Genomic DNA, 21,938 nt, shown 5'->3' with positions numbered 1-21,938 from the left:
TCCACGGCATCAACAAGCGGATCGATTAAAGGGAAGCTTTCAGCAGGCACAGTAGTAACGGTATTATCAGAGAAAAACGGCTGGTCTCAAATCAAGACAAGTAAAGTAGCAGGCTATGTAAGCAGCGAATACTTAACAAGTATATCTACTCCCGATAAAGAAACAGATAAGAACGAAGCGAAACAGCCGGAAGAAACGCCAACTGTAACCGAAAAAATCGTAAATGTTCAAGCAGGTTCTAGTTTGAATTTGCGATCAACACCATCAACAAGTGGCAAGATTCTCAGTAAGCTTCAAGCAGGTACTGTAGTAATCGTACAAGCAGAAGGAAATGGTTGGTCTAAAGTAAAAGTCAATAATCTAGAAGGCTATGTAAGTTCAGAGTATCTATCTAGCAAAGGCAATGGCTCAGCTAATGCAACGATTAATAAAAGTTATGTGAATTATAATCTCACACTAGAAGAAATGACAAATATTCAATTAAGTGTGAATCCACAAACAGATAAAAAATATGACACATATATTAGAGAAGATGCGATTGCTTTTAAAACAGCAGATTCAACAAAGGGTACTGTAATCGGAAATGGCTGGAGATTACGCGGAGGTGCTGGAACCGATTATTCTGTTGTCAGTACCTTGACTAGTGGCCAAGTATTAACGGTTACTTCTAAAATCAAAGGAACAGATGGTTATTACTGGTATAAAGTAAATTATTCACAATCATGGGTTACTGCTAGTAAGGAAGACACTGCTTACTATCTTAACCCAAACAATTTTATTAATAGTGATACACAATCACTGCAATTTCTAAAATTATCTGCAAAAGCAAATGTAGATGATAAAGAAGTAGATAGTAAGATTTTAGCTGGAAAAGGAATCTTAGCAGGAAAAGCTTCTTCTTTTGTAACTGCTGCTAATGCATATGGAATTAATGAGATTTATTTGATATCACATGCACTTTTAGAGACTGGAAATGGAACATCCACTTTAGCGAATGGTGTTCAGGTTAATGGTAAAACTGTGTATAACATGTATGGTATTGGTGCCTATGATGGATCAGCCGTTTCAAGCGGTGCACAATATGCTTATAATGCAGGATGGTTTACGCCAGAGGCAGCCATTATAGGTGGAGCTAAATTTATTGCCCAAGGTTATGTTAATGCAGGACAAGATACTTTATATAAAATGAGATGGAATCCTGATGCAGCTGAGAAAACTGGAAATGCAACGCATCAATATGCTTCCGATATAGGCTGGGCTACTAAACAAGTGGGCCAAATTTATAACTTATATAGTCTGTTAAGTTCCTATACTTTAAACTATGAGATTCCAATATATAAAGTAAATGCAAAATAAAACTGAACGATTTCAGTTAAAAACGGAAATAGATAGCGTGAATTTTCCATTTATATCAATTAGCAGGTAAATCATTGGTCTGGTAATAATAGTGTTTGGAAAGATTGTTTGCAATCTTTCTAAACATTATCCAGATGTTAATATACCCCAATTCAAACTTAATTACTTTCAGAGATTAAAAGAAAGATTCTCATTGTATGGTACCTAACCAGGATTTGATTATAAGAACTGTCTTTTGCAAAAAAATCTGAGATATCTAAAATAATTTGATTTGAAAAACTTTAGGTTTCGCAAATCGAATCTGTATCCAGTAACATACTTTATTGCCTCTTTCTTATTGCAAGAGAAATACTAACATTTGCATCAATTGTTACTTTCACAACTCCTCCATTCCCCTAAGTAATCGTAATAATTCATTCCATTTAAAAAATAACTGTAACAAGAAGTATATTAAACAACAGCTAATTCGGAAAAATATTTATTTGTTCTTCTAACAAATAATAGGAAAACACAAACTCCTTTTTTCCTTCTGCAATCTATCATTTTTTCTCGATAATAGACGGGAATGAACGTTACATAGAATGAAAGTGAACGTAATACAGAACAATTTTAATACGAATATGATTGAAGAACCATATGTAGAAACTACTATCTATTCTCATGAGTTTCCAATATGAAGGTGTGTTTTACTCTTGTTCATGAATAATTTGGGATTCGAAATGAGGAAATAGATGGATCAGAAGTATTTAATAAGCAGTGTGTGGAAGCAAGTTAGGGAATTTATGATTAGTAAGGTAAATAAAAAATGAGAGAATATACCTAATGAAAGAAACACTTAACGTTAAACAGATAGAAAAACGTTAAGTGTTTTCATGGTTAAGGATTTGACAATAAAATCAATAAATAGAAGCTGCTTTAAGCGTTTCTGAATCTATCGCTCTTGAATAGAACTATCGATAGAATAGGGAGAGAAGTCGATATCTGATTTAGAATGAAGAAGAAATTTTGCCAGCTGCTGCCCAATAAATGGTCCCATTGTTAGGCCAGATGCCCCTAAACCATTAGCGAGCGTTATTCCTTCATAATGCTTTACTCTTCCGAATACTGGAAGAAAATCGTTTGTGAATGGGCGGAAACCTACTTTTACTTCACGCCATATCCCTTCTAACAAGCCTGGTGCAAATAGGAGAGCCTTATCAATTATTTCTTTTATTCCTTCAATTGTAACATGGGGAGATAATTCTGTTGTATTTTCGTGTGTTGCCCCAATTACAATCGTATTATCTTCTAAAGTTAATAAGTACTGATCATGCGGGGGCATTACTACAGGCCAGTTGGAAGATTGAATGTCTTTTAATTGGATATGAAGTATTTGCCCTTTTTGTGCTTTTACATCAAAAGCTAAGTGGAGTGGCTCAAGTAATTCATTTGCCCAAACTCCAGCTGCGATAACCACTTCATCTGCATAAATAGATGTATTGTCACTAAGTTTAACCCCTTTAATTGTATTTCCCTCTCTTAACAGGGTACAAGATGAATGGATAAAGCTTGCCCCTAATTGTTTGCTTGCCTCCATGAGGGCATTTCTTAAAGCCCATCCATTTACTCTTGCAGCACCGCTTATATGTAATGCCATATATCCAGGAGCTAATAAGGGGAATAGAGACTGTGCTTCTGAAGATGAAAGAATGTCAATATCCCCAATTTCTGGTGCATCTATTTTTCGTTTTAACGTTCTTTCCTTCATGGCTTCCAATTTAGCTATGTCTGAATGAAGGCTGAGCGCACCAACTTTTTTATAGCCTGTATTTAATGAATGATAGTTATGTAAATCATTAACAAGAGAAGGATAATATTTTGCTCCTTCCCTAGCTAATAGATACCATTTTTTATTTCTACGTTGGGAATTCCATGGGCAAATGATTCCGGCAGCTGCTTTTGTTGCTTGTCCGCGATCTTCCCTATCGATAACAATAACTTCAGCCCCGCGCTTTGCTAATTCAAACGTAGTAGCAGCGCCAAGTATTCCGCCGCCTACGACCACTATTCTTTTCATATAATAATCAATTCCTTTTTAGTTAGTTTCAAGCTGGTTTCAAATGATTTTCTATTTAAGCACAAATTGGAGCAGATAGAAACTTTTTCTATCTACTATTTCATCAAAAGTTAAATTGGATAGATTAATTCCTGATTTAAGACAAAATAATGTCCGTTTAAAAAGCGCAATAATTTTGAAGAAACGCAGCTAAAATAAACAGTTATTACTAATATAACATAGTGCATATATAGATTGAATTCACCATTTTGAAGGCGTTTATCCCATATTGTTAGAATTTTATTTAAATAAAAAAGATAATTAGTCTGTAGTCGCTAATGTGGTGCTTATTGTTTGGAAACGGAGAGAAGAGCGAGAAATGTTAGAAAATGTCGATATAATGTGATGAAATACTACTATTAAGAACGACTTAGTTACAGTATGTTAATTATTAAATCTGCATTTTGATAGGCATTTAATGGAAGAGAATAGGAAATAAGTTTGGAAAAAATGTGAACAAAGGCAGAAAAAAAGGCATTTGAAACACAATTGTAATATTCCTATTACTTAAATGACAAATTATGATGTTATACTTCTATTTGTGGCGAAAGATGTTTTATATAAAGAACTTTCGTCGAAAGCAGGATTATCGTTTGATTTATAGAAGAGAGAATACTATATTAAAAGAGTCTCTCTACCAATTACAACCATAAACATATAGACAATACATAGACAATTAGATTATAAGAATTCTACATTAGATAAGTGCAGGGGGAAAATGGAAATGTTAAAAAAGAAACTAGTGGTACTAAATACAACGATATTACTTGGATTAGGGACTAGCTTAGCCGTACCAGGAATAAATGCTCATGCGAATCAATCACCTAGCATTGTTCAACAAAAGGAATCTTTACAAGGCCAAATTTCAGACGCCCAAATTAAGATCGTAGAAGCACAAGAAGAATTAAAGAAATTAGAAGCACAAATTAAAAGAGTAGATAAGGCAATTGAGGAAAATAAAGCACTTATTGAAGAAACAAAGACAAAGATGGAAACAACAGAAAAAGAAATTGCCTCCCTTGAGAAAAAGATAAAAGAATTAGAAGATAGAATTGAAAAAAGAAATGATGTATTAAAAGAAAGAGCACGTACCTTCCAAGAAAATGGAGGAAGCGTTGATTATATTGAAGTTTTATTCGGTGCTGCTAGCTTTAAGGAGTTTGTTGACCGTGTAGGTGCTGTAGCTACAATCATGGAAGCAGATCAAGATTTAATTGCAAGCAATGAAGCGGATAAAAAAGATTTAGAAACGAAGCAAAACGAAGTAAAAGAAAAGTATGATGAACTGAAAAATACAAAATTAGATCTTGAAGAAATGCAAAAGCAAAATCAAGATAAACAGAAGAAAAATGAGCAAGCAAAAAAAGATTTGAAAGCAAAAGAAGCAGACAATAAAGAACGTAAAGCTGAATTGGAAGAAAAGTATGGCTCATTACAATCTGTAGAACCACAAATTAAAAAGATGATTCAACAAAAAGAACAAGATAACTTAAATCAATTAGTTGCTACAACAGTTGGAACTAGTGATAATGGAAGTTCTAATAATTCTTCTTCCGCAAGTTCTGATAAATCTACATCAGGTTCTAACAAATCAACAAATGGTCCAAAGAAAACGGTAAAAGCTAGTGGAAGTAAATCAAAAGCTATTACAGCAGGATATAAATATATTGGTAATTCTACTTATAAATTTGGTGGAGGAAGAACAGCATCAGATGTAGCAAATGGATTATTTGATTGCTCTGGTTTTGTTAGCTGGGCTTATTCACAGGCTGGATACAGTATTCCTGCAAGCACAGATGCTTTGAAAAACGCTGGGACTCGCGTATCTACAAGTGATATGCAGCCAGGAGATCTAGTATTCTTTAACACATATAAAACGGATGGTCATGTCGGAATTTACATTGGTGGAGGCAAGTTCATCGGTTCTCAAAGCTCTACTGGTGTTGCAATTGCATCTATGGACAGTGGATATTGGAAATCTGTATTTAATGGTAGAGTTGTTCGATTCTAATAGATTGATTTTTTATAAAGCATTACTTGATGAAATTTCATCAAGTAATGCTTTTTATTCTGATTTATTTATATTTAATATATACCCCAGTATTTAAAAGTTATGCATCATTTCCTATTTTTATTACAATATCAGTACGATAATCATAATAAGTTGACCACTATTGGCATCGCTATATTAATGGAGAAGCAGGTATATAAGAAGTAATTCTTGACCAATACAAAATTTTATTATAAAATTTTTAATCGGAATCGTTTTGATTTATGTTGACACTTAACAAGGAAAAGTCTATTATTAAGTGTCATGTATTATAGAAGGAAAGAAATGATAAATATTTATCTGGTGATTAAGTCATAACTTTATATTCGAACAAATAATGTTAATTTTTAAATCGTAATGAGTACGAAATTGACTACTTTTGTACGTACCCATTTCGAGAATGAAATAAATGAAGAATAGATTGCCGCAAATCGTAAAAATTATTAAAGTTAGATAAATGAAGCAATAACAAACAAAGACTTCGATAAAAAGTCGTTTCCTTATTTTTATTCAATACAAAGCACTAACATAACTTACTTATAACACAGTTTAAAGAGGAGCGGTTATAGAGGCGTTAGGGATAAGGAAGATAAATAAATGGAGAGGAGTAATTACTATATGAAACTAGCGACAGTATCAAAAATTACATTTGGATATGAACATGTTCCTGCACTTGAAGATGTATCATTTGAATTAGAATATGGAGAGTTTGTTGGGATTACAGGTCCTAATGGCGCAAGTAAATCTACCTTATTAAAGTTATTATTGGGGCTACTTAAGCCATGGTCAGGGGAAGTGAATATAAGTAAGTTAAATGCGAGTGGAAAAAAATTAACTGTAGGTTACGTTCCCCAACAAATTTCTTCTTTTAACGTTGGCTTCCCAAGCACCGTCATAGAACTTGTTCGATCAGGCAGATATCAACGTAAAAAATGGTATGAAAGATTAAAGGAAGTAGATCATGAAGCAGTGAAGAAATCATTAGAAATGGTTGGAATGTGGGATTACCGTAATAAGAAAATCGGTGAGTTATCTGGAGGGCAAAAGCAAAAGATTGTAATTGCACGTATTCTAGCATCTGAACCTGACTTGCTAGTTTTAGATGAACCGACCACAGGAATGGATGCAGATAGCAGGAAAGGCTTTTATGAATTTATGAAGCATCAAGTAAATGAACATAATAGAACAGTTGTCATGGTAACACATGATCAAGATGAGGTAGAGGATTATTTAGATAAAATTATTCATATTGAGAAAGGAGAAAAAGGCGGATGGAGATGTTTGAGCTTGAATTCATGCAAAGAGCATTTTGGGCAGGTGGGCTCATTGCAATAATTGCACCAATCATTGGAATTTATTTAGTCCTGCGAAGACAAGCATTGATGGCAGATACATTGTCACATATATCATTAGCGGGAGTGGCAATTGGTTTTTTCTTTCAAACGAATGTAACAATTTCTAGTCTTCTCGTTGTAATTGCTGGAGCAATTGGAATTGAATATATGCGACGAGCATACCATACTTATTCAGAAGTATCGATTGCTATTCTTATGGCTGCTGGATTATCGTTCGCTTTATTTCTCATGAGTTTATCTAGTGGCGGAATGACGACAAGCATGGATCAGTATTTATTCGGAAGTATTATTACGATTAGTAAACAACAAGTGATTGTATTAGCAATTGTGACTGGAATTATTCTTCTATTTTTTGTTTTCTTTACGAGAAAGATGTATATTATGACTTTTGATCAAGATACGGCAACAACTAGCGGTATTAATACCAATATGTTATCCATCGCATTTAGTATTTTAACTGGTATTGCTATTTCAGTAATTATCCCAACAATTGGAGTGCTATTGGTTTCTGCCTTGTTAGTATTGCCATCTGCCTTTTCCATCAAATTAGTAAAAGGTTTTAAATGGGTATTTATCGTGGCTATTTTAGTAGCGGCTGTTAGTATCTTTACTGGATTGTTTTCATCTTATCATTTAGGAACGCCTCCTGGTGCAACCATTACTCTATTATTAGTAGTTATTTTACTAGTAGGGTTTTTAAGCCAAAGGATTTATATGATGGTTCGCCGTGCGTCAAGTCAGAAGAATTATAAAAAAGTAGGATGATAAAAAGAGGAGTGCTTTTTAAGTATACTCCTCTTTTTATCTATCCATTAATAACCTTTTTGGTAATCCACTACATTAATTGCTAAACCTTCTTCTTTTAAATAATGATTTGCATTAAAGAGGAAAATGTCTTCTATTACTCTGCTGTTGTAATGTTCTGTAGAGCCCGAAGTATGGGGAGTTATAATAACATTTTCCAAATCCCATAATGGACTTGTCTGCTGCAATGGTTCATTTTCAAAAACATCTAAGCCTGCACCCAAAATTTCTCCGTTTTTTAAAGCAGTGACCAAATCATCCTTTTTGACTATTTCTCCACGTCCAATGTTGATAAAAAAGGCAGAGTTTTTCATGTGTTGAAATTGCTCTTTTTGGAATAGTTGGTATGTATCGTCTGTTAACGGCAGTGTGACTACTACATAATCACAGAGAGGAAGGATTTCGTTTAGCTCTTCAGAAGTATATAACTCATCTACATAATCGGTTCGCTTACGTGAATTTCTTACTCCAATAACATGCATATCAAATGCCTTGGCAATTTTAGCTGTTTCTAGCCCAATTGCTCCTAAACCGATAATACCGATCGTTTTTTTGTGTGCTTCCAATTTAATGTCAGTTCCATCCCATTTTCTTTTAAGCTGATTTCGTACATATGTATGAATATTCCTTGTTAGACCAAGTAAGAGCGCAAAAATTGTTTCTGAAATAGGGTAGCCATGTACGCCATTTGCACTTGTAATGACGATATTCTTTTTTCTTAACTGTTCTAAAGGAAGGGAATTTACTCCTGCACTCCAAGTCTGAATCCATTTGAGCTGGTCGTTTTCCATAATAGTTTTTAAATCAAAACTACTTCTCCAGCCAAGAATGATTTCAGAATCAATCAAATGCTCTTGCCAATCATCTTGCTTTAATGCATGGATGATTTCCCATTCAGAAAATGTGGACCGTATCTTTTTCAAAAGGGAGGAATGGAGAGGGTGGGTAAGTAATAATTTTCTTTTTTTCATTTTGGGAACACTCCTTTGTTTTTGAAATTTATTATTCTATTGTAACAAATAAATTGATAATTGGTACTATTTTGTTATTTGCACAATAAACACACATCAAGGAAAGATGATGGGTGTTTATTTGAAATTCACTTTATATTTTTATGTAATTCTTCTTCTTAGAAATCCACTTATTATATCAATTATCGTTACCCTTACAATAATCCCTCACAGGATGATTCCAACTCGATCCAAATCTCATGTACTGATTGCAAAAATAAGTGGGGTTCCAATTCTTCCTGCACCGATGACACCTAAAATGGCAGCAGAACGAATGTTTATCTTGAACTTCCGGCTGCTAGCAGGCCTTCTGTTGGCCTCCTATCTAGAATTTCCTCTAAATATAATTTTCCTAACATCTCTATGGATTGTGGATCTAATACTAGTATTCCAGCAAATGATCCAGAACCAACTGCTATAATAAATAAAATAGCTATGATAACTTCAGGAAATGTCCGTACGAAGCTTAATGCAAATTTCCCAGTACTTGCGATTGTTTTTCCTTTGCTCCTATTGTTAGCAGTCTAGAAGGCAAAGGGAAATACAAGGAAGTGCTGATATTAAGGTACCTATTATGGCAATCGCTAATGTATCAAGCAGACACGTAAAAAATCCTCGCCATCTGGCAAATATACATATTCCCAATCTGGATAGAAAATGCCTGTGAAGATGGCAATAGAGATTAATGTAAATAATAAACAGCTTTTATCAGGTTTAAGAAAAAGAGGGTTAGAGGAGAAAGAAAAGAAATTATAGGTAGTTAAGGAAGAATGAACTTGTTATAATGAACTTGCTTAATAGAGGAATAAAAAGAAGCTTGATTATACTACTTTATTCAGAGGAATTGGAAATTTAGATACTGGAGATGAAATCTTGAATACAGAAGTAACTATATTATTAACAAGTGATATACATGGAAATGTTTTTCCATTGAATTATGGAAATAATACCCCGGCAGATGTTGGTCTTGGTAAAATTGCTTCTATAATTAGAAATGAAAGAACCAAGAACGAGCATACCATTGTTATTGACAATGGTGATTTAATACAGGGCACACCGTTAACCTATCATTATGTGAATTTTTTAGCAGATAAAAAAAATCCAATGATAACGATATTAAATGAATTAAAGTATGATGCGGCTGTAATTGGCAATCATGAATTTAATTATGGGTTAGATATTTTAAAATCGGCAGTGAAGGAATCGAGATTCCCTTGGCTATGTGCAAATATTGTCGATGTAAAAACAAAAACTCCATTTTTAGGTAGTCCTTATGTAATTAAAAAAATAAATGGTTTTAAAATTGCTATTCTAGGGATAACAACCGATTACATTCCCAATTGGGAAAATCCTCAGAATATTGAAGGACTGCAATTTAATGATGCATTTGACAGTGCAAAAGAATGGGTAGAGCTGATTAAGAAGGAAGAGCAGCCGGATGTTCTTGTTATCTCTTATCATGGAGGATTTGAAAGAGATCCTGAGACTGGTGAACCATCAGAAGTATTGACTAGAGAGAATCAAGGATATACCATTTGTAAACAGATTGACGGGGTAGATGTACTTTTAACAGGTCATCAACATAGAGAATTAACCGGTAATATCAATGGAACAGAAATTATTCAACCAAGCAATAATGGAAAGTATGTAGGAAAAATAACATTAATACTAGATGATAAAGGCGAAGTAATCGAGAAAAGTTCTGAACTATTATCTGTTGCTGAAGTGGAAGCTGAGGAGGATATTCTATTATTACTAAAGGAATATGAAGAGAGGACACAAGAATGGTTAGATACACCTATTGGCCGTATCGATGGGGAAATGTTAGTAAAAGATCCGATGCAAATCCGCTTAAAGGACAACCCGCTTATCGAATTTATTAATAAAGTGCAAATGGATGCAGCGCAAGTGAAAATCAGTAATACTGCACTTTTTAATAACGAATCACCGGGATTTAAGCCAAATGTAACAATGAGAGATATTGTATCCAATTATATTTATCCTAATACATTTAAAGTACTTTTGCTATCTGGAAAGGATATTCGTCACGCGCTCGAACATAGTGCAAAATACTTTGCTTTAAATGACGAAGGAGAGCCGATTGTCAACCCTTCGTTTGTTTACCCTAAGCCCCAGCATTACAACTACGATATGTGGGAAGGAATTGAATACACACTCAATCTAACTAAGCCAATTGGACAGAGAGTTGTTCAGTTAGATTTTGAGGGGGCGCCAATAGACGAGGAAGCTTTATATGAAGTAGTGATGAATAATTATCGAGCAGGAGGCGGCGGGGATTTCTTTATGTTCAAAAATAAGCCTGTTATCCGTGAAATTCAACTTGACGCTTCTGAATTAATAGCTAATTATATTATGGAGAGAAAGATCGTACCTGCGACTTGTAATCATAATTGGAAAGTCATTTGGTAAGAGGAAGATAGTATTTACACTTATAACAATAGCATAAAAGATAAAAACAGCTAAAACGGTAGATAGATGATGGTTATTTAGCTGTTTTTTCTGCTTCTATTTATAGAAAGTTTATTGACAAGCTCTTTTATTTCCTTTTTAATATTGTTAATATTGAAAAAACTAAATAGTGTCAGGGGATGGAGAGCGTTGAGTAAACCGGTAATAGGGATAACAGGTGCATACGTATTTAAAAATAAATTTATGGAAGGCACATATGTGCATCATGATTATCAAAAATCCGTTGCAGCCAATGGAGGATTGCCAGTTATCTTGCCGTTTGTAGAGGAGGACCTGGCAAGAGAAATGGTGGATCTTTGTGATGCTGTGATTTTGAGTGGGGGAGAAGATGTAGATCCGAGTTTATTTGGAGAAGATCCACATCAAAATATTGGAGACACCATTCTTTTGCGTGATAAAGTGGAAATACAAATAATTAAAAGAGCGATGGAAACGAATAAACCAATACTTGCGATTTGTAGAGGCATTCAAATTTTAAATGTTGCGTTAGGAGGAACATTAATACAAGATATTTCTTCGCAAATGAAAGATAGTATTAAACACACTCAATCTGTGAGCCGAAGTTTAGACACCCATTTTGTTTCTATTAAAGAAAAAAGTAAGTTAGCCAATATAATTGGAGAAACAAGAACTAGAGTAAATAGTCTTCATCATCAAGCTATTGATTGCTTAGCAGCCGGCTTAGAAATAGTTGCCACTAGTAGTGATGGAGTTATAGAAGCTGTTGAGCATAAGAGTTATCCTAACTTTTTACTAGGGATTCAATGGCATCCAGAATCAATGGCGTCAACTAATGATAAAATGAATCAGATTTTTATAGAATTCATAAAAAGTGTAAAAAAAAGCAGAGGCTAATACGGTAGAAAAGTTTGTCTAATAAATGTAAAATATTGAGAGATACACAACTAGAAAGCTCAAAACAGAAAAAGATGAAAAAAAAGTTAGTATTAAGTCCTAAAATCAGCTAAAATAGTAGGGTAAGACAATTTTTTCTTTGGAGGTATAACAATGAGCGAAAAAACATTTACAGTAATTGATGAAACTGGTATTCATGCAAGACCAGCAACATTATTAGTTAGCACTGCTAGCAAGTTCAAATCAGATATGCAAATCTCTTTCAAAGGGAAATCTGTGAACTTAAAGTCTATCATGGGCGTAATGTCATTAGGTGTACCTAAAGGTGGAGAAATTACTATTTCTGCAACTGGTGAAGATGAAGTAGAAGCAGTTGATGGTGTAGAAGCTGTCCTTAAAAAAGAAGGATTAGTTGGTTAATTTTTTACCCATGACCCTCTTTTATGAGGGTCTCTCTCCATTTATTTTTTATTATTAAATTAAAGCGGTTACATATTCAGCAGTGAATGGATATGAGATCATTAATTTTATGAACGTAAACATAAAGATTTGACCCTTAATCATAATGGAATCATACATCAAGGTATTTTGAATGATTCCATGAAAGAAAGGTCAAGTCTTTTTATTATTTGGACTTGTTTGCTAAAATGAGCAATGATAAATACGAATGTTCTTGGTTCCTCATTCTGTACAAATTATATGAATTTTTAGTAAAATGTAGAGAAGATAGGGGGATTGGCATGATTGTTAAATTAGAAGAGGTTGGCTTAAAAAGAAATGGTCAGTGGATTTTGAAAAATATTAATTGGGAGATTGAAAAAGGAGAAAATTGGATTCTGTATGGTCTAAATGGGGCCGGAAAGACAGCTTTGTTAAATATGATTTGTGCGTATTATCATCCGACTGTTGGAAAGATGGAAGTATTAGGGAAAGTATTTGGGAAGTCAGAGTTAGGAGGAGCGCTAAGGCGGAATATTGGACTAGTATCCAACCGGCTACAACAAAATTTATATGCATCAGATAGCGCATTTGAAATTGTACTTAGCGGCGCATATGCTTCGATTGGATTATATGAGTCACCAACAGCGGAAATTAGAAACAAGGCAATTGAAATAATGGAGAAGCTAGGCTGCTTGGATTATGCAGATAGACCATATAGTAGTTTATCACAAGGAGAGAGACAAAGAGTACTAATTGGAAGAGCGTTAATGGTAAATCCTGAACTAATTATTTTAGATGAACCAGCTACCGGCTTAGATTTTTTAGCAAGAGAACAATTATTAGATACCATTACTAGTTTGGTATCTGAAAATAGCAGCATCATTTACGTTACGCATCATGTGGAGGAAATATTACCAGTGTTTTCCCATACTTTTCTGTTGAAAAAGGGAGAGGAATTTATCTCAGGATATACAAAGGAAGTATTAACCAGCAAGAATATGAGCAGCTTTTTTTCGTTACCGGTAGAAGTCATTTGGAATAATCAAAGACCACTATTGGCTAGAAGCAGCTCATTAATAAAGAAATAATAAAGGAGAAAGAATTTTGACATATAAAATTGTATTTATTGATATTGATGGTACATTAGTAAATGAAGAGAAACAAATTCCTAATGACGCGAAAGCAGCGATTAAGGAATTAAAGAAGCGGAATATCCCAATTGTTTTAGCAACTGGAAGAGCACCTTATTTCTTTTCCCATATTTTAGATGAGCTTGGTTTATCGTCATATATTTCTTTTAATGGGTCATATGTTGTCCATGGCAAAAAGGAAGTATATAAAAAACCAATCCCGATGAATACCCTAGAATTGCTAGAAAATACTGCCTTAAAAAATAATCATCCTATCGTTTTTCAAGGGAGTAAGGAAGGTTGTGCTAATCATAAAGAGCATGCACATATTATTGAATCCTTCCAATCATTAAAATTAAAGGTACCTTCTTATCGACAAGATTTTTGGAAGGAAGCCGATATTTATCAATGCTTACTTTTTTGTGAGGAAAGCGAAGAAAAGGTATATGAAGAAGCGTTTTCTAATATACATTTTGTTCGTTGGCATCCTTTATCCATGGATGTTATTCCAACAGGTGGATCTAAAGCAGCTGGGATTGCACAAATTTTAAACATTTTAAATATCGATCCAAAGGAAGCAGTAGCATTTGGAGATGGATTAAACGACAAAGAAATGCTTTCGTATGTAGGAATGGGAATAGCTATGGGGAATGCTCATGAAGATATTAAGCCATATGCAAAATTTATTACAAAGCATGTAGATGATGGAGGACTAGCTTACGGATTACAAAAAATAAGCCTCCTTTAACCTATAATTCGTAAGAAGAGGTTTGGAGACAAAAAGATATTGGAGAAGTAGAATTGCATTTTCATGTGTTGCTTAGCACAGAGCACCACCTTGATTCAAAAAGTTTAAATAAATATCCTTTACTCAACTTCAGTTTCCAATATACAGCAATTTTCCTACAGTCTGGATACATATATAAAGAAGCTGCCAAAATATTTATCAGTTTTTTGGCAGCTTTTTAGTACTATCTGCAATAAGGCAGCAATTGCTGACTTTATATCAAAATAAGTTTGATTAGTCCTCCCAATTTTCATAGACAACCACTCCTCCTGATAAATCGATTGTATTACGTTCTCCTTTATACAGAAGTTTGCCATCTTCTTCTACAATTAAATTTTCATAAGTAAACACTTTTTTCCCGTTTGGCAAGGTAATGACTACTTTGTCCCCATATTCTTCTGTTCCTGTTTTCGGCTCACTAGCAAAATATCTATCTGAAAATATATAGCCTCCAAAAATTGTGGTAAGCAGTAAGATAGAGCCTAAAAAATACATCACTTTTTTACCAATATTATTTTTTTTTCCATTTTCCTCATGTTTATCTGTACGTTTCATATGCTTCTCCACAATATCACCTTTTCATTAAGTTTTATTGCTCAAATGGTAACAATGGTATATAGAAAATATTTAGTAGGTATAGATAAAATTCCCCTTAAATTAACATATGAAACAAATTCTTAAAGATGACGAAATATTAATGGAAGATTGATATTTTGGCATATTTATTAAGCTGGAGCTAAATAGGGGTATTAGGTATTTATTTCTGTATGTCAGTTCATACAATATAAGGATAAATTAGATGTTTTTCTAAAAATTCCTGAAACCTTTCTTCGTTTAAGTCGTAAGTATGGTAAGTACTAAAATGAAGGGGGTCTGATTTTAGTGAATACATAGCAAAATTAAATTTTTAGAAAGTGAATGATGTATATGGAATTATTCGGCTTTGATCTTCCGTCCATTTATTTAACTGTTTTAATTGGTTCGGGAATATGTGTCATATTAACCTTATTACTTTCAGACTTATTTGGTGGAGATGTTGGTATATTTAATCCTACTTTAATCCTTGCTTTTTTTACGATATTATCAGCAAGTGGTTATCTTATGGAGAAGTATTCTACTATCAATAGCATCATTATTCTTTCCATTTCAGCAATAATCGCACTTATTATTTCCAGCTGTTTACACCTTTTTGTTTTTATTCCTCTTGCCAATGCAGAAGAATCATTAGTTTATAGCGATGAATCACTTAAGGGAAGAATTGGTAAAGTTATTACAACAATTCCGAAGGACGGTTATGGAGAAATATTGATCGAAAGCATCAGTGGAAATATCTCAAAAACGGCAGCTAGCTTTTATAATGAAGAAATTGGCTTTGGTGAAGAAACGGTTGTAGTAGAGATTAAAGAAAATGTTGCTTATGTTGTTCGCAAGGATGGCATATAGAAAAGCAAACAAAAGGAGGAAAAATAAATGGCCATTGAGATTTATATTGTAATAGGAATTGTAGCATTTTTATTAATCGCACTTATTAGTATTTTTATGGCGAAATATAAAACTGCAGGACCGGATGAAGCATTAATTGTAACAGGTAGTTATTTAGGTTCTAAAAATGTTCATGTTGATGAATCAGGAAATAAAATTAAAATTATTAGAGGGGGAGGGGCATTTATTCTCCCAGTTTTCCAGCAATCCGAACCTCTGAGTTTATTATCTAGTAAATTAGATGTTTCTACACCGGAAGTATATACAGAACAAGGCGTTCCAGTTATGGCAGATGGCACAGCTATTATTAAAATTGGTGGTTCTATTGGTGAAATTGCCACTGCAGCTGAACAGTTTCTAGGAAAATCAAAACAAGATCGTGAAAACGAAGCAAGAGAAGTATTAGAAGGACATTTACGTTCAATTCTAGGTAGTATGACAGTCGAAGAAATTTATAAAAATCGGGATAAATTTTCGCAAGAAGTACAAAGGGTTGCTTCGCATGACTTAGCAAAAATGGGTCTAGTCATTGTATCCTTTACAATTAAAGATGTCAGAGATAAAAACGGATACTTAGAATCGCTTGGTAAACCAAGAATTGCTCAAGTAAAACGAGATGCAGATATTGCAACAGCTGAGGCAGATAAAGAAACAAGAATCAAAAAAGCCGAAGCAGATAAAGATGCTAAAAAGGCAGAGTTAGAAAGAGCAACAGAGATTGCCGAAGCAGAAAAAGAAAACCAAATGAAGATTGCTGATTATAGAAGAGAGCAAGATGTTGCGAAAGCACGTGCTGACCAAGCGTATGATTTAGAAAGTGCTCGATCTAAGCAAGAAGTTACCGAACAAGAAATGCAAATTAAGATCATTGAAAGACAGAAACAAATTGAGTTGGAAGAAAAAGAGATCTTAAGAAGAGAAAAGCAGTATGATTCAGAGGTTAAAAAGAAAGCCGATGCCGATCGTTACGCAATGGAACAGGCTGCTGAAGCGAATAAACGCCGAGAAATTGCCGAAGCAGATGCAAGCCAATATCGTATTGAATCACAAGCAAAAGCGGAAGCAGAAAAAGTGCGGGTAGATGGTTTAGCAAAAGCGGAAGCAGAAAAAGCAAAAGGGGAAACAGAAGCAGAAATTATCCGCTTAAAAGGTTTGGCCGAAGCAGAAGCAAAACGCAAAATTGCTGAAGCATATGCACAATATGGTCAAGCGGCAATCTTGGATATGGTACTTGGTATGTTACCTGAATACGCAAAACAAGTGGCCAGCCCATTAGCTAATATCGATAAGATTACGGTTGTAGATACTGGAAGTGATAGCAGTAACGGTGGCGCAAATAAAGTCACAGGCTATGCAACAAACTTAATGTCAACAATGCAAGAATCACTAAAGGCATCTGCTGGAATCGATGTAAAAGAGTTACTTGAAAATTTATCAGGCAAAGGAAATATTCGTCAGAGTATTAATGAGTTAAACGATAATTTAAGTAATAAATCAGAATAAAGAAAAAGAGACTCATCTGAAATTATTTCAGATGAGTCTTTTGGTTTTATTTTTTTTCTTTTAAATCTTCAATTGAATTAATATCTTTCATATAGCTAGGTACAACAAGACCTAGTTTTGTTCCTTCTAAGTTAGGTCCTAGATCTTCGAATTGACCTTTGTATTTGTTCGCATAGTCTTCATGCGTAATTGGTAACCAACCTGCAATATGTGCATCTAGGCTGCCATCTGCTACACCAGTCCACATCGGACCTGCTTCGACTTGACTTAACGTTACATTATAACCTAAATCTGTTAAAACCTTGCCGATAACATTGGTACTTGCAATTTCACTATCCCATGCTACATATCCAATTTTAATTTTGTCTCCGTCTACCTTGCTCACGCCTTTTGTCCATTCACTAACTTTATCAGCATTATCTTTTATCCATTTTTCAGCTGCTTTTGCTGGATCTTCACCTTCATAAATATCCATCATAACAACACCCATATCATCTGTTGTCCAATGGAAATTATCCAGAACTTGATATGCTTCAGGCATATCTTCTTTTAATCCATTACGTGCAATGGAGTGAATGTTTTCATCTGCACCAAAAGAGCCTTTTGGATCTTCTAAGTATTTTAAATCATATGCAGTGAACATCCAATGTGGAGTCCAGCCAGTTATGATAATTGGTTCTTTTTTATCATACGCTTTTTTTAGCGTAGCAGTCATTGCTGCGCTTGAGCCTTCTACTAATTTCCAATCTTTTAAGTCATAGTCGCTAATCGCCTTACTAGCTGCTTTCATGATACCTGCACCAGGATCGATGCCGATAATTTCATAATCAACTTTTTCACCAATTGTTGCATTCGGATCGTCTGCACTGTTAGAACCACAGGCAGCTAACCCTAAAGTAAGAGTGATTGCTCCTAATAAACTAGTCATTTTTTTCATATTATTTTGCCCCCTTTTTCTTTGTACCCACATTTTGGGTAATTCTATCTAAAATGATCGCAAGTACTACAATAGATATACCAGCTTCAAATCCACGCCCAATTTGAATTTGAGTTACAGCACGATATACATCAGCACCAAGTCCTGGTGCACCAACCATTGCAGCAATAACTACCATTGATAGTGCAAGCATAATACTTTGGTTAATCCCAGCTAGTATTGTTGGCATAGCAAGTGGTAATTCAACCTTTAATAATTTTTGGCTAGTTGTGCTACCGAAGCTTTCTGTCGCTTCTCTAATATCACTAGGAACCTGTTGGATTCCAAGAATAGTCAAACGAATAGTAGGTGGCATAGCAAAAATTACCGATGCTACCACTCCAGGTACGACCCCGATACTAAAGAAGAAGATAGCAGGAATAAGATAAACAAAGGCTGGCATTGTTTGCATAAAGTCTAATATTGGGATAACAATATTGCGGACAGTGTTATTTTGTGAAGCCCATATTCCTAGTGGAACACCAATTATAATGGAGATAAATACAGCAGAGAGAACAAGAGCCAGTGTATCAATCATGGGTTCCCAATAGCCTAAATTATCTACTAGTAGTAATCCGATAAGAGTGAAGATTGCAATCTTCTTATTCGCTAATTTCCATGCGAGTAATGTAAGTAAAATGATTAATAAAATAGGAGGAATAAATCCAAAGAAGCCTACTAAAATATTTACTACAAATTCTAATACTGCAGTGATGCCATCAAATAATACTTCAAAAGTAGTTGTCAGCCAAGCAACAAAGGAATCAATCCAATCTGCAACTGGTAATTTAGGAATTAGATTATTCATTATTCATTCCCCCCAACTAATACTGATTCTTCGGTTGGCGGAGTATTAATAAGTTCGTTGTTACCAGCAAGGGCTCCAATAACTGCACCTCTAACCAGAATCCCTTTTAATCTATTCTGTTCATCTATTACGGCAACTGGAATGATTGCAGTTGATACTTTATCAAAGAGATCAGCTAATAATGTGTCACCTGTAACGGTAATTACATCTTTTTGTAAAATGTTTTCGATGCCTTCATTTTTTTCGGCAGCTGCACGTGCATCATCTGCTGTGATTGCTCCGAGTAATTCTCTTTTCTTATTAACGACATAGATGCTTGAAATTCCTAGTTTCTTCATCATTTGTAATGCGACACGAGGTCCCTTTTCAATCGTTACTGCTTCTGCGCGTTTCATTATATGATTGGCAGTCAATACTTTCGATAAATCTACATCTTCGACAAATCGTTCTACATAATCATTGGATGGATTCATTAATATTTCTTCAGGTGTTCCAACTTGAACAATGGATCCATCTTTCATTAGTGCTATACGATCGCCAATACGAAGTGCTTCATCTAAGTCATGTGTAATAAAGATAATTGTTTTTTCCATATTTGATTGCAAGTCTAATAATTCGTCCTGCATATCTTTTCGAATAAGAGGATCAAGGGCACTAAATGCTTCATCCATTAGAAGAATATCTGGGTCATTTGCTAAAGCGCGAGCAAGACCGACCCTTTGCTGCATTCCACCACTTAATTGGTCTGGATATTGGGATTCATAACCTGATAATCCAACTAATTTAAGTGATTCAAGTGCACGTTCTTTTCTTGTTGCTTTATCAATCCCTTGAATTTCTAATCCATATTCCGCATTTTCCAATATTGTTCGATGAGGGAGTAGAGCGAATTTTTGGAAGACCATACTTATTTTTTCTCTGCGAACTTTACGTAAGTCTTCTTTTGACATTTTTACGATATCTTTGCCATCAATATAAATGTTCCCGATTGTAGGATCAATCAGACGATTAAACATACGTACTAATGTAGATTTACCACTACCGGATAGCCCCATGATTACAAAGATTTCACCAGGATTCACTTCAAAACTAGCCTTGTTTACACCGACTGTTGCTCCTGTTTTTTTGAGGATATCCTTTTTTGATTCACCACTATTTAGTAGTTGAATTGCTTTTTTTGCGTTTTTGCCGAAAATCTTTGTAACATTTTCGACTTTTAATTTTGCCATACTTTCCATTCTTTCACCTCTTTAATTCTAAACGCTCTGTAAAGCGAGCCTACATATATTATAGAAGATAACCAATAGACACTTCAAACTGTATAATCAGTTAAAAAGATTCATTCTGAACGTACAGAAAAAACTGTATGAACTATAGGGCTTATATGCTTAATAATGCGCCCAAATGCTTTGATATACTATCTAGGTTACTACTTTACAATTTTTTTATTCATGTTAATCTATAAACAGAAAAAGTATTTAAGTGCTTGATTATTGATTCACCTTGATTATTGAAATAATCATGATTACAATGTATAAGTAAACATATAATATGGATGTGAATGATAAATGACGGATAGGGAGCAGTTAAATATTGCTCGAGAGAGAGTGATTGATTCCGTAGCTCAAAACATGGATTTATATGGAGTGACTGAATCAATTGGTAGATTATATGGAATGCTATTGTTCCAAGAAAATCCTATGACGCTTGACGAAATGAAAGAAGAGCTAGGGATGAGTAAAACCAGTATGAGTACGTCGGTTAGAACCTTGCTTGAATTGAAAATGGTAGACAAAGTATGGCGAAAAGGTGTTCGAAAAGATTTATATAGAGCAGAAGAAGATTGGTATCAAACATTTATCGATTATTTCACAATTAAATGGCGGTTAGCGATTACTGAAAATATATATGCAATTGAAAAATCAATGAATGAAATAAAAGCTTTAATGAATAAAGAAGGAATTTCTGAAGATGTTATAAAAGATGCAACTAATGACTTAGAGAAAATGAATTATGCACTAGATTATTATGATTGGCTTGAACGTTTTGTAGATAGTTTAGAATCACATGAAATTTTTAATTTCATTCCAAAAAATAAAGAATAAAAAATTATATGAAGGTGCTATCTTCTAAGGGTTTTTTTTAAACTCGGAAGATAGCGCCTTTTGTAGTTTATAAAGAAAAATTTGATATAAGGGAAAAATCAGCAAGAAACGAGATCAATGTAATCCCAAGGATATCTGGTTAAAAAACCTAAAAAATGTGCATTTGTCTATCGCACATTTTTAATTCTTGAATAGGATATATGGAATCAAAAAAAGGAGGTTTTTATTCATGGGTGAAGTTGGAGTAGGTTACGGCGGAGGTTTCGCTCTTTTAGTAGTATTGTTTATTTTATTGGTGATTATTGGTGCTTCTTGGGGTTACGGCGGATTTTATTAATCCGTAACGAAACAGATATTAAAAGGAGGAAATAGAATGTACGGATATGGTTGTGGATATCCCGGCTATGGTTATGGCTATGGTGGTGCAGGTTACGGCGGAGGTTTCGCTTTAATCGTTGTTTTATTCATTCTTTTAATCATTGTGGGTGCAGCTTGCTTTAAATGGTAAAATAACGAAAAATGGAAGGCTGATTCGAAGAGTCAGTCTTCTTTTAATGATATTAAGTAGAGTGAATAAAGTACATATATTTATACAAAATATACTTTTTCGTGCAATGAAACGTGCAGGGTTCCACAGATTATCTTTTGGGGAGCAAATCATTCTTTCTTAATTTTGAGGAGTCATAACTAT

General features: G+C 34.2%; 20 protein-coding genes and 1 pseudogene. 14 read left to right on the top strand and 7 right to left on the bottom strand.

The annotated features are described in order from the left end of the window. Positions 1-1,356: SH3 domain-containing protein (locus BCI01S_RS04310; RefSeq protein WP_061796849.1), on the top strand; the 1,356-nt coding region annotated here is incomplete at its 5' end. Between the two features lie 931 nt (positions 1,357-2,287). Here BCI01S_RS04310 and BCI01S_RS04305 read toward each other — a convergent pair. Beyond that, positions 2,288-3,412, bottom strand: a complete 1,125-nt coding sequence (locus BCI01S_RS04305; protein WP_061796847.1) for an NAD(P)/FAD-dependent oxidoreductase — start codon at positions 3,410-3,412, stop codon at positions 2,288-2,290. Between the two features lie 763 nt (positions 3,413-4,175). Here BCI01S_RS04305 and BCI01S_RS04300 point away from each other — a divergent pair. From BCI01S_RS04300 to BCI01S_RS04290, 3 genes are all read left to right on the top strand, one after another. Continuing rightward, positions 4,176-5,462, top strand: a complete 1,287-nt coding sequence (locus tag BCI01S_RS04300; protein WP_061796845.1) for a C40 family peptidase — start codon at positions 4,176-4,178, stop codon at positions 5,460-5,462. Positions 5,463-6,119: 657 nt separating this feature from the next. Then, on the top strand, positions 6,120-6,836 hold the full coding sequence (locus BCI01S_RS04295; RefSeq protein WP_047942923.1) for a metal ABC transporter ATP-binding protein: 717 nt from the start codon (positions 6,120-6,122) through the stop codon (positions 6,834-6,836). Further along, entirely contained in the window at positions 6,773-7,621 is an 849-nt protein-coding gene (locus tag BCI01S_RS04290) for an iron chelate uptake ABC transporter family permease subunit (protein ID WP_047942924.1), read from the top strand. The genes BCI01S_RS04295 and BCI01S_RS04290 overlap by 64 nt, the downstream gene beginning before the upstream one ends. A gap of 47 nt (positions 7,622-7,668) precedes the next feature. On the opposite strand, the gene BCI01S_RS04285 is transcribed toward BCI01S_RS04290, so the two are convergent. Both BCI01S_RS04285 and BCI01S_RS25875 read right to left on the bottom strand, forming a co-directional pair. Continuing rightward, complete coding sequence (locus BCI01S_RS04285; protein ID WP_061796843.1) at positions 7,669-8,631, bottom strand: D-2-hydroxyacid dehydrogenase; 963 nt, start codon at positions 8,629-8,631, stop codon at positions 7,669-7,671. 141 nt (positions 8,632-8,772) lie between these two features. Continuing rightward, a pseudogene (locus BCI01S_RS25875) lies at positions 8,773-9,353 on the bottom strand (PhnE/PtxC family ABC transporter permease); the annotation flags it as partial. 190 nt (positions 9,354-9,543) lie between these two features. Between BCI01S_RS25875 and BCI01S_RS04275 the strand changes: the two are divergent. The 5 genes from BCI01S_RS04275 to BCI01S_RS04255 all read left to right on the top strand — a co-directional run bounded on the left by BCI01S_RS04275 (position 9,544) and on the right by BCI01S_RS04255 (position 14,334). Beyond that, complete coding sequence (locus BCI01S_RS04275) at positions 9,544-11,100, top strand: bifunctional metallophosphatase/5'-nucleotidase (RefSeq protein WP_061796839.1); 1,557 nt, start codon at positions 9,544-9,546, stop codon at positions 11,098-11,100. 189 nt (positions 11,101-11,289) lie between these two features. Beyond that, positions 11,290-12,015: a gamma-glutamyl-gamma-aminobutyrate hydrolase family protein gene (locus BCI01S_RS04270; protein WP_061796838.1), complete on the top strand. Its 726-nt coding sequence runs from the start codon at positions 11,290-11,292 to the stop codon at positions 12,013-12,015. A gap of 153 nt (positions 12,016-12,168) precedes the next feature. Then, positions 12,169-12,435 carry a phosphocarrier protein HPr gene (locus BCI01S_RS04265; RefSeq protein WP_016200885.1) on the top strand — a complete coding sequence of 89 codons (267 nt, stop codon included), beginning with the start codon at positions 12,169-12,171 and terminating at the stop codon, positions 12,433-12,435. 320 nt (positions 12,436-12,755) lie between these two features. Continuing rightward, positions 12,756-13,544: an ABC transporter ATP-binding protein gene (locus BCI01S_RS04260; RefSeq protein WP_061796836.1), complete on the top strand. Its 789-nt coding sequence runs from the start codon at positions 12,756-12,758 to the stop codon at positions 13,542-13,544. Positions 13,545-13,560: 16 nt separating this feature from the next. After that, the gene (locus tag BCI01S_RS04255) at positions 13,561-14,334 is read left to right on the top strand and encodes a Cof-type HAD-IIB family hydrolase (RefSeq protein WP_061796831.1); all 774 of its coding nucleotides are present in this window, start codon (positions 13,561-13,563) and stop codon (positions 14,332-14,334) included. Between the two features lie 273 nt (positions 14,335-14,607). Here the strand turns inward: BCI01S_RS04255 and BCI01S_RS04250 are convergent, their stop codons facing one another. Further along, positions 14,608-14,928 (bottom strand): hypothetical protein, encoded by a 321-nt coding sequence (locus BCI01S_RS04250; RefSeq protein ID WP_082809996.1) that lies wholly within the window; start codon positions 14,926-14,928, stop codon positions 14,608-14,610. A 372-nt stretch (positions 14,929-15,300) separates the two neighbouring features. On the opposite strand from BCI01S_RS04250, the gene BCI01S_RS04245 reads away from it, so the two are divergent. Continuing rightward, positions 15,301-15,816 (top strand): NfeD family membrane protein, encoded by a 516-nt coding sequence (locus BCI01S_RS04245; RefSeq protein ID WP_053215714.1) that lies wholly within the window; start codon positions 15,301-15,303, stop codon positions 15,814-15,816. A gap of 27 nt (positions 15,817-15,843) precedes the next feature. Beyond that, positions 15,844-17,358, top strand: coding sequence for a flotillin lipid rafts scaffold protein FloT (gene floT, locus BCI01S_RS04240; protein ID WP_061796826.1), 1,515 nt, complete (start codon positions 15,844-15,846; stop codon positions 17,356-17,358). A 46-nt stretch (positions 17,359-17,404) separates the two neighbouring features. Here the strand turns inward: floT and BCI01S_RS04235 are convergent, their stop codons facing one another. From BCI01S_RS04235 to proV, 3 genes are read right to left on the bottom strand one after another with little or no spacing between them, the layout of a single operon-like run. After that, entirely contained in the window at positions 17,405-18,295 is an 891-nt protein-coding gene (locus BCI01S_RS04235; RefSeq protein WP_047942933.1) for a glycine betaine ABC transporter substrate-binding protein, read from the bottom strand. A gap of 1 nt (position 18,296) precedes the next feature. Continuing rightward, complete coding sequence (locus tag BCI01S_RS04230; RefSeq protein ID WP_047942934.1) at positions 18,297-19,142, bottom strand: ABC transporter permease; 846 nt, start codon at positions 19,140-19,142, stop codon at positions 18,297-18,299. Then, positions 19,142-20,380 carry a glycine betaine/L-proline ABC transporter ATP-binding protein ProV gene (proV, locus tag BCI01S_RS04225; protein ID WP_047942935.1) on the bottom strand — a complete coding sequence of 413 codons (1,239 nt, stop codon included), beginning with the start codon at positions 20,378-20,380 and terminating at the stop codon, positions 19,142-19,144. Before proV ends, BCI01S_RS04230 begins: the two co-directional genes overlap by 1 nt. Before the next feature lie 330 nt (positions 20,381-20,710). On the opposite strand from proV, the gene BCI01S_RS04220 reads away from it, so the two are divergent. From BCI01S_RS04220 to BCI01S_RS24600, 3 genes are all read left to right on the top strand, one after another. Further along, a complete protein-coding gene (locus tag BCI01S_RS04220; protein WP_047942936.1) occupies positions 20,711-21,247 on the top strand; it encodes a GbsR/MarR family transcriptional regulator in 537 nt (178 codons plus the stop codon). A 229-nt stretch (positions 21,248-21,476) separates the two neighbouring features. Continuing rightward, the gene (locus BCI01S_RS24605) at positions 21,477-21,584 is read left to right on the top strand and encodes a YjcZ family sporulation protein (RefSeq protein ID WP_082138357.1); all 108 of its coding nucleotides are present in this window, start codon (positions 21,477-21,479) and stop codon (positions 21,582-21,584) included. A gap of 36 nt (positions 21,585-21,620) precedes the next feature. After that, positions 21,621-21,755 (top strand): YjcZ family sporulation protein, encoded by a 135-nt coding sequence (locus tag BCI01S_RS24600; protein ID WP_082809995.1) that lies wholly within the window; start codon positions 21,621-21,623, stop codon positions 21,753-21,755. The last annotated feature ends 183 nt before the right edge of the window (positions 21,756-21,938 follow it).

This window comes from Niallia circulans NBRC 13626 (assembly GCF_001591585.1).
GTDB lineage: Bacteria > Bacillota > Bacilli > Bacillales > Cytobacillaceae > Niallia > Niallia circulans.
The sequence above is the reverse complement of the archived record's forward strand: the minus strand, read 5'-3'. Positions and strand labels throughout refer to the sequence as shown.

Coding starts and splice junctions, on each gene's coding strand:
- BCI01S_RS24605 (WP_082138357.1), top strand. CDS start 21,477: ATGGGTGAAGTTGGAGTAGGTTACGGCGGAGGTTTCGCTCTTTTAGTA.
- BCI01S_RS04265 (WP_016200885.1), top strand. CDS start 12,169: ATGAGCGAAAAAACATTTACAGTAATTGATGAAACTGGTATTCATGCA.
- floT (WP_061796826.1), top strand. CDS start 15,844: ATGGCCATTGAGATTTATATTGTAATAGGAATTGTAGCATTTTTATTA.
- BCI01S_RS04305 (WP_061796847.1), bottom strand. CDS start 3,412: ATGAAAAGAATAGTGGTCGTAGGCGGCGGAATACTTGGCGCTGCTACT.
- BCI01S_RS04300 (WP_061796845.1), top strand. CDS start 4,176: ATGTTAAAAAAGAAACTAGTGGTACTAAATACAACGATATTACTTGGA.
- BCI01S_RS04295 (WP_047942923.1), top strand. CDS start 6,120: ATGAAACTAGCGACAGTATCAAAAATTACATTTGGATATGAACATGTT.
- BCI01S_RS24600 (WP_082809995.1), top strand. CDS start 21,621: ATGTACGGATATGGTTGTGGATATCCCGGCTATGGTTATGGCTATGGT.
- BCI01S_RS04220 (WP_047942936.1), top strand. CDS start 20,711: ATGACGGATAGGGAGCAGTTAAATATTGCTCGAGAGAGAGTGATTGAT.
- BCI01S_RS04250 (WP_082809996.1), bottom strand. CDS start 14,928: ATGAAACGTACAGATAAACATGAGGAAAATGGAAAAAAAAATAATATT.
- BCI01S_RS04235 (WP_047942933.1), bottom strand. CDS start 18,295: ATGAAAAAAATGACTAGTTTATTAGGAGCAATCACTCTTACTTTAGGG.
- BCI01S_RS04245 (WP_053215714.1), top strand. CDS start 15,301: ATGGAATTATTCGGCTTTGATCTTCCGTCCATTTATTTAACTGTTTTA.
- BCI01S_RS04260 (WP_061796836.1), top strand. CDS start 12,756: ATGATTGTTAAATTAGAAGAGGTTGGCTTAAAAAGAAATGGTCAGTGG.
- BCI01S_RS04290 (WP_047942924.1), top strand. CDS start 6,773: ATGGAGATGTTTGAGCTTGAATTCATGCAAAGAGCATTTTGGGCAGGT.
- BCI01S_RS04230 (WP_047942934.1), bottom strand. CDS start 19,142: ATGAATAATCTAATTCCTAAATTACCAGTTGCAGATTGGATTGATTCC.
- proV (WP_047942935.1), bottom strand. CDS start 20,380: ATGGAAAGTATGGCAAAATTAAAAGTCGAAAATGTTACAAAGATTTTC.
- BCI01S_RS04285 (WP_061796843.1), bottom strand. CDS start 8,631: ATGAAAAAAAGAAAATTATTACTTACCCACCCTCTCCATTCCTCCCTT.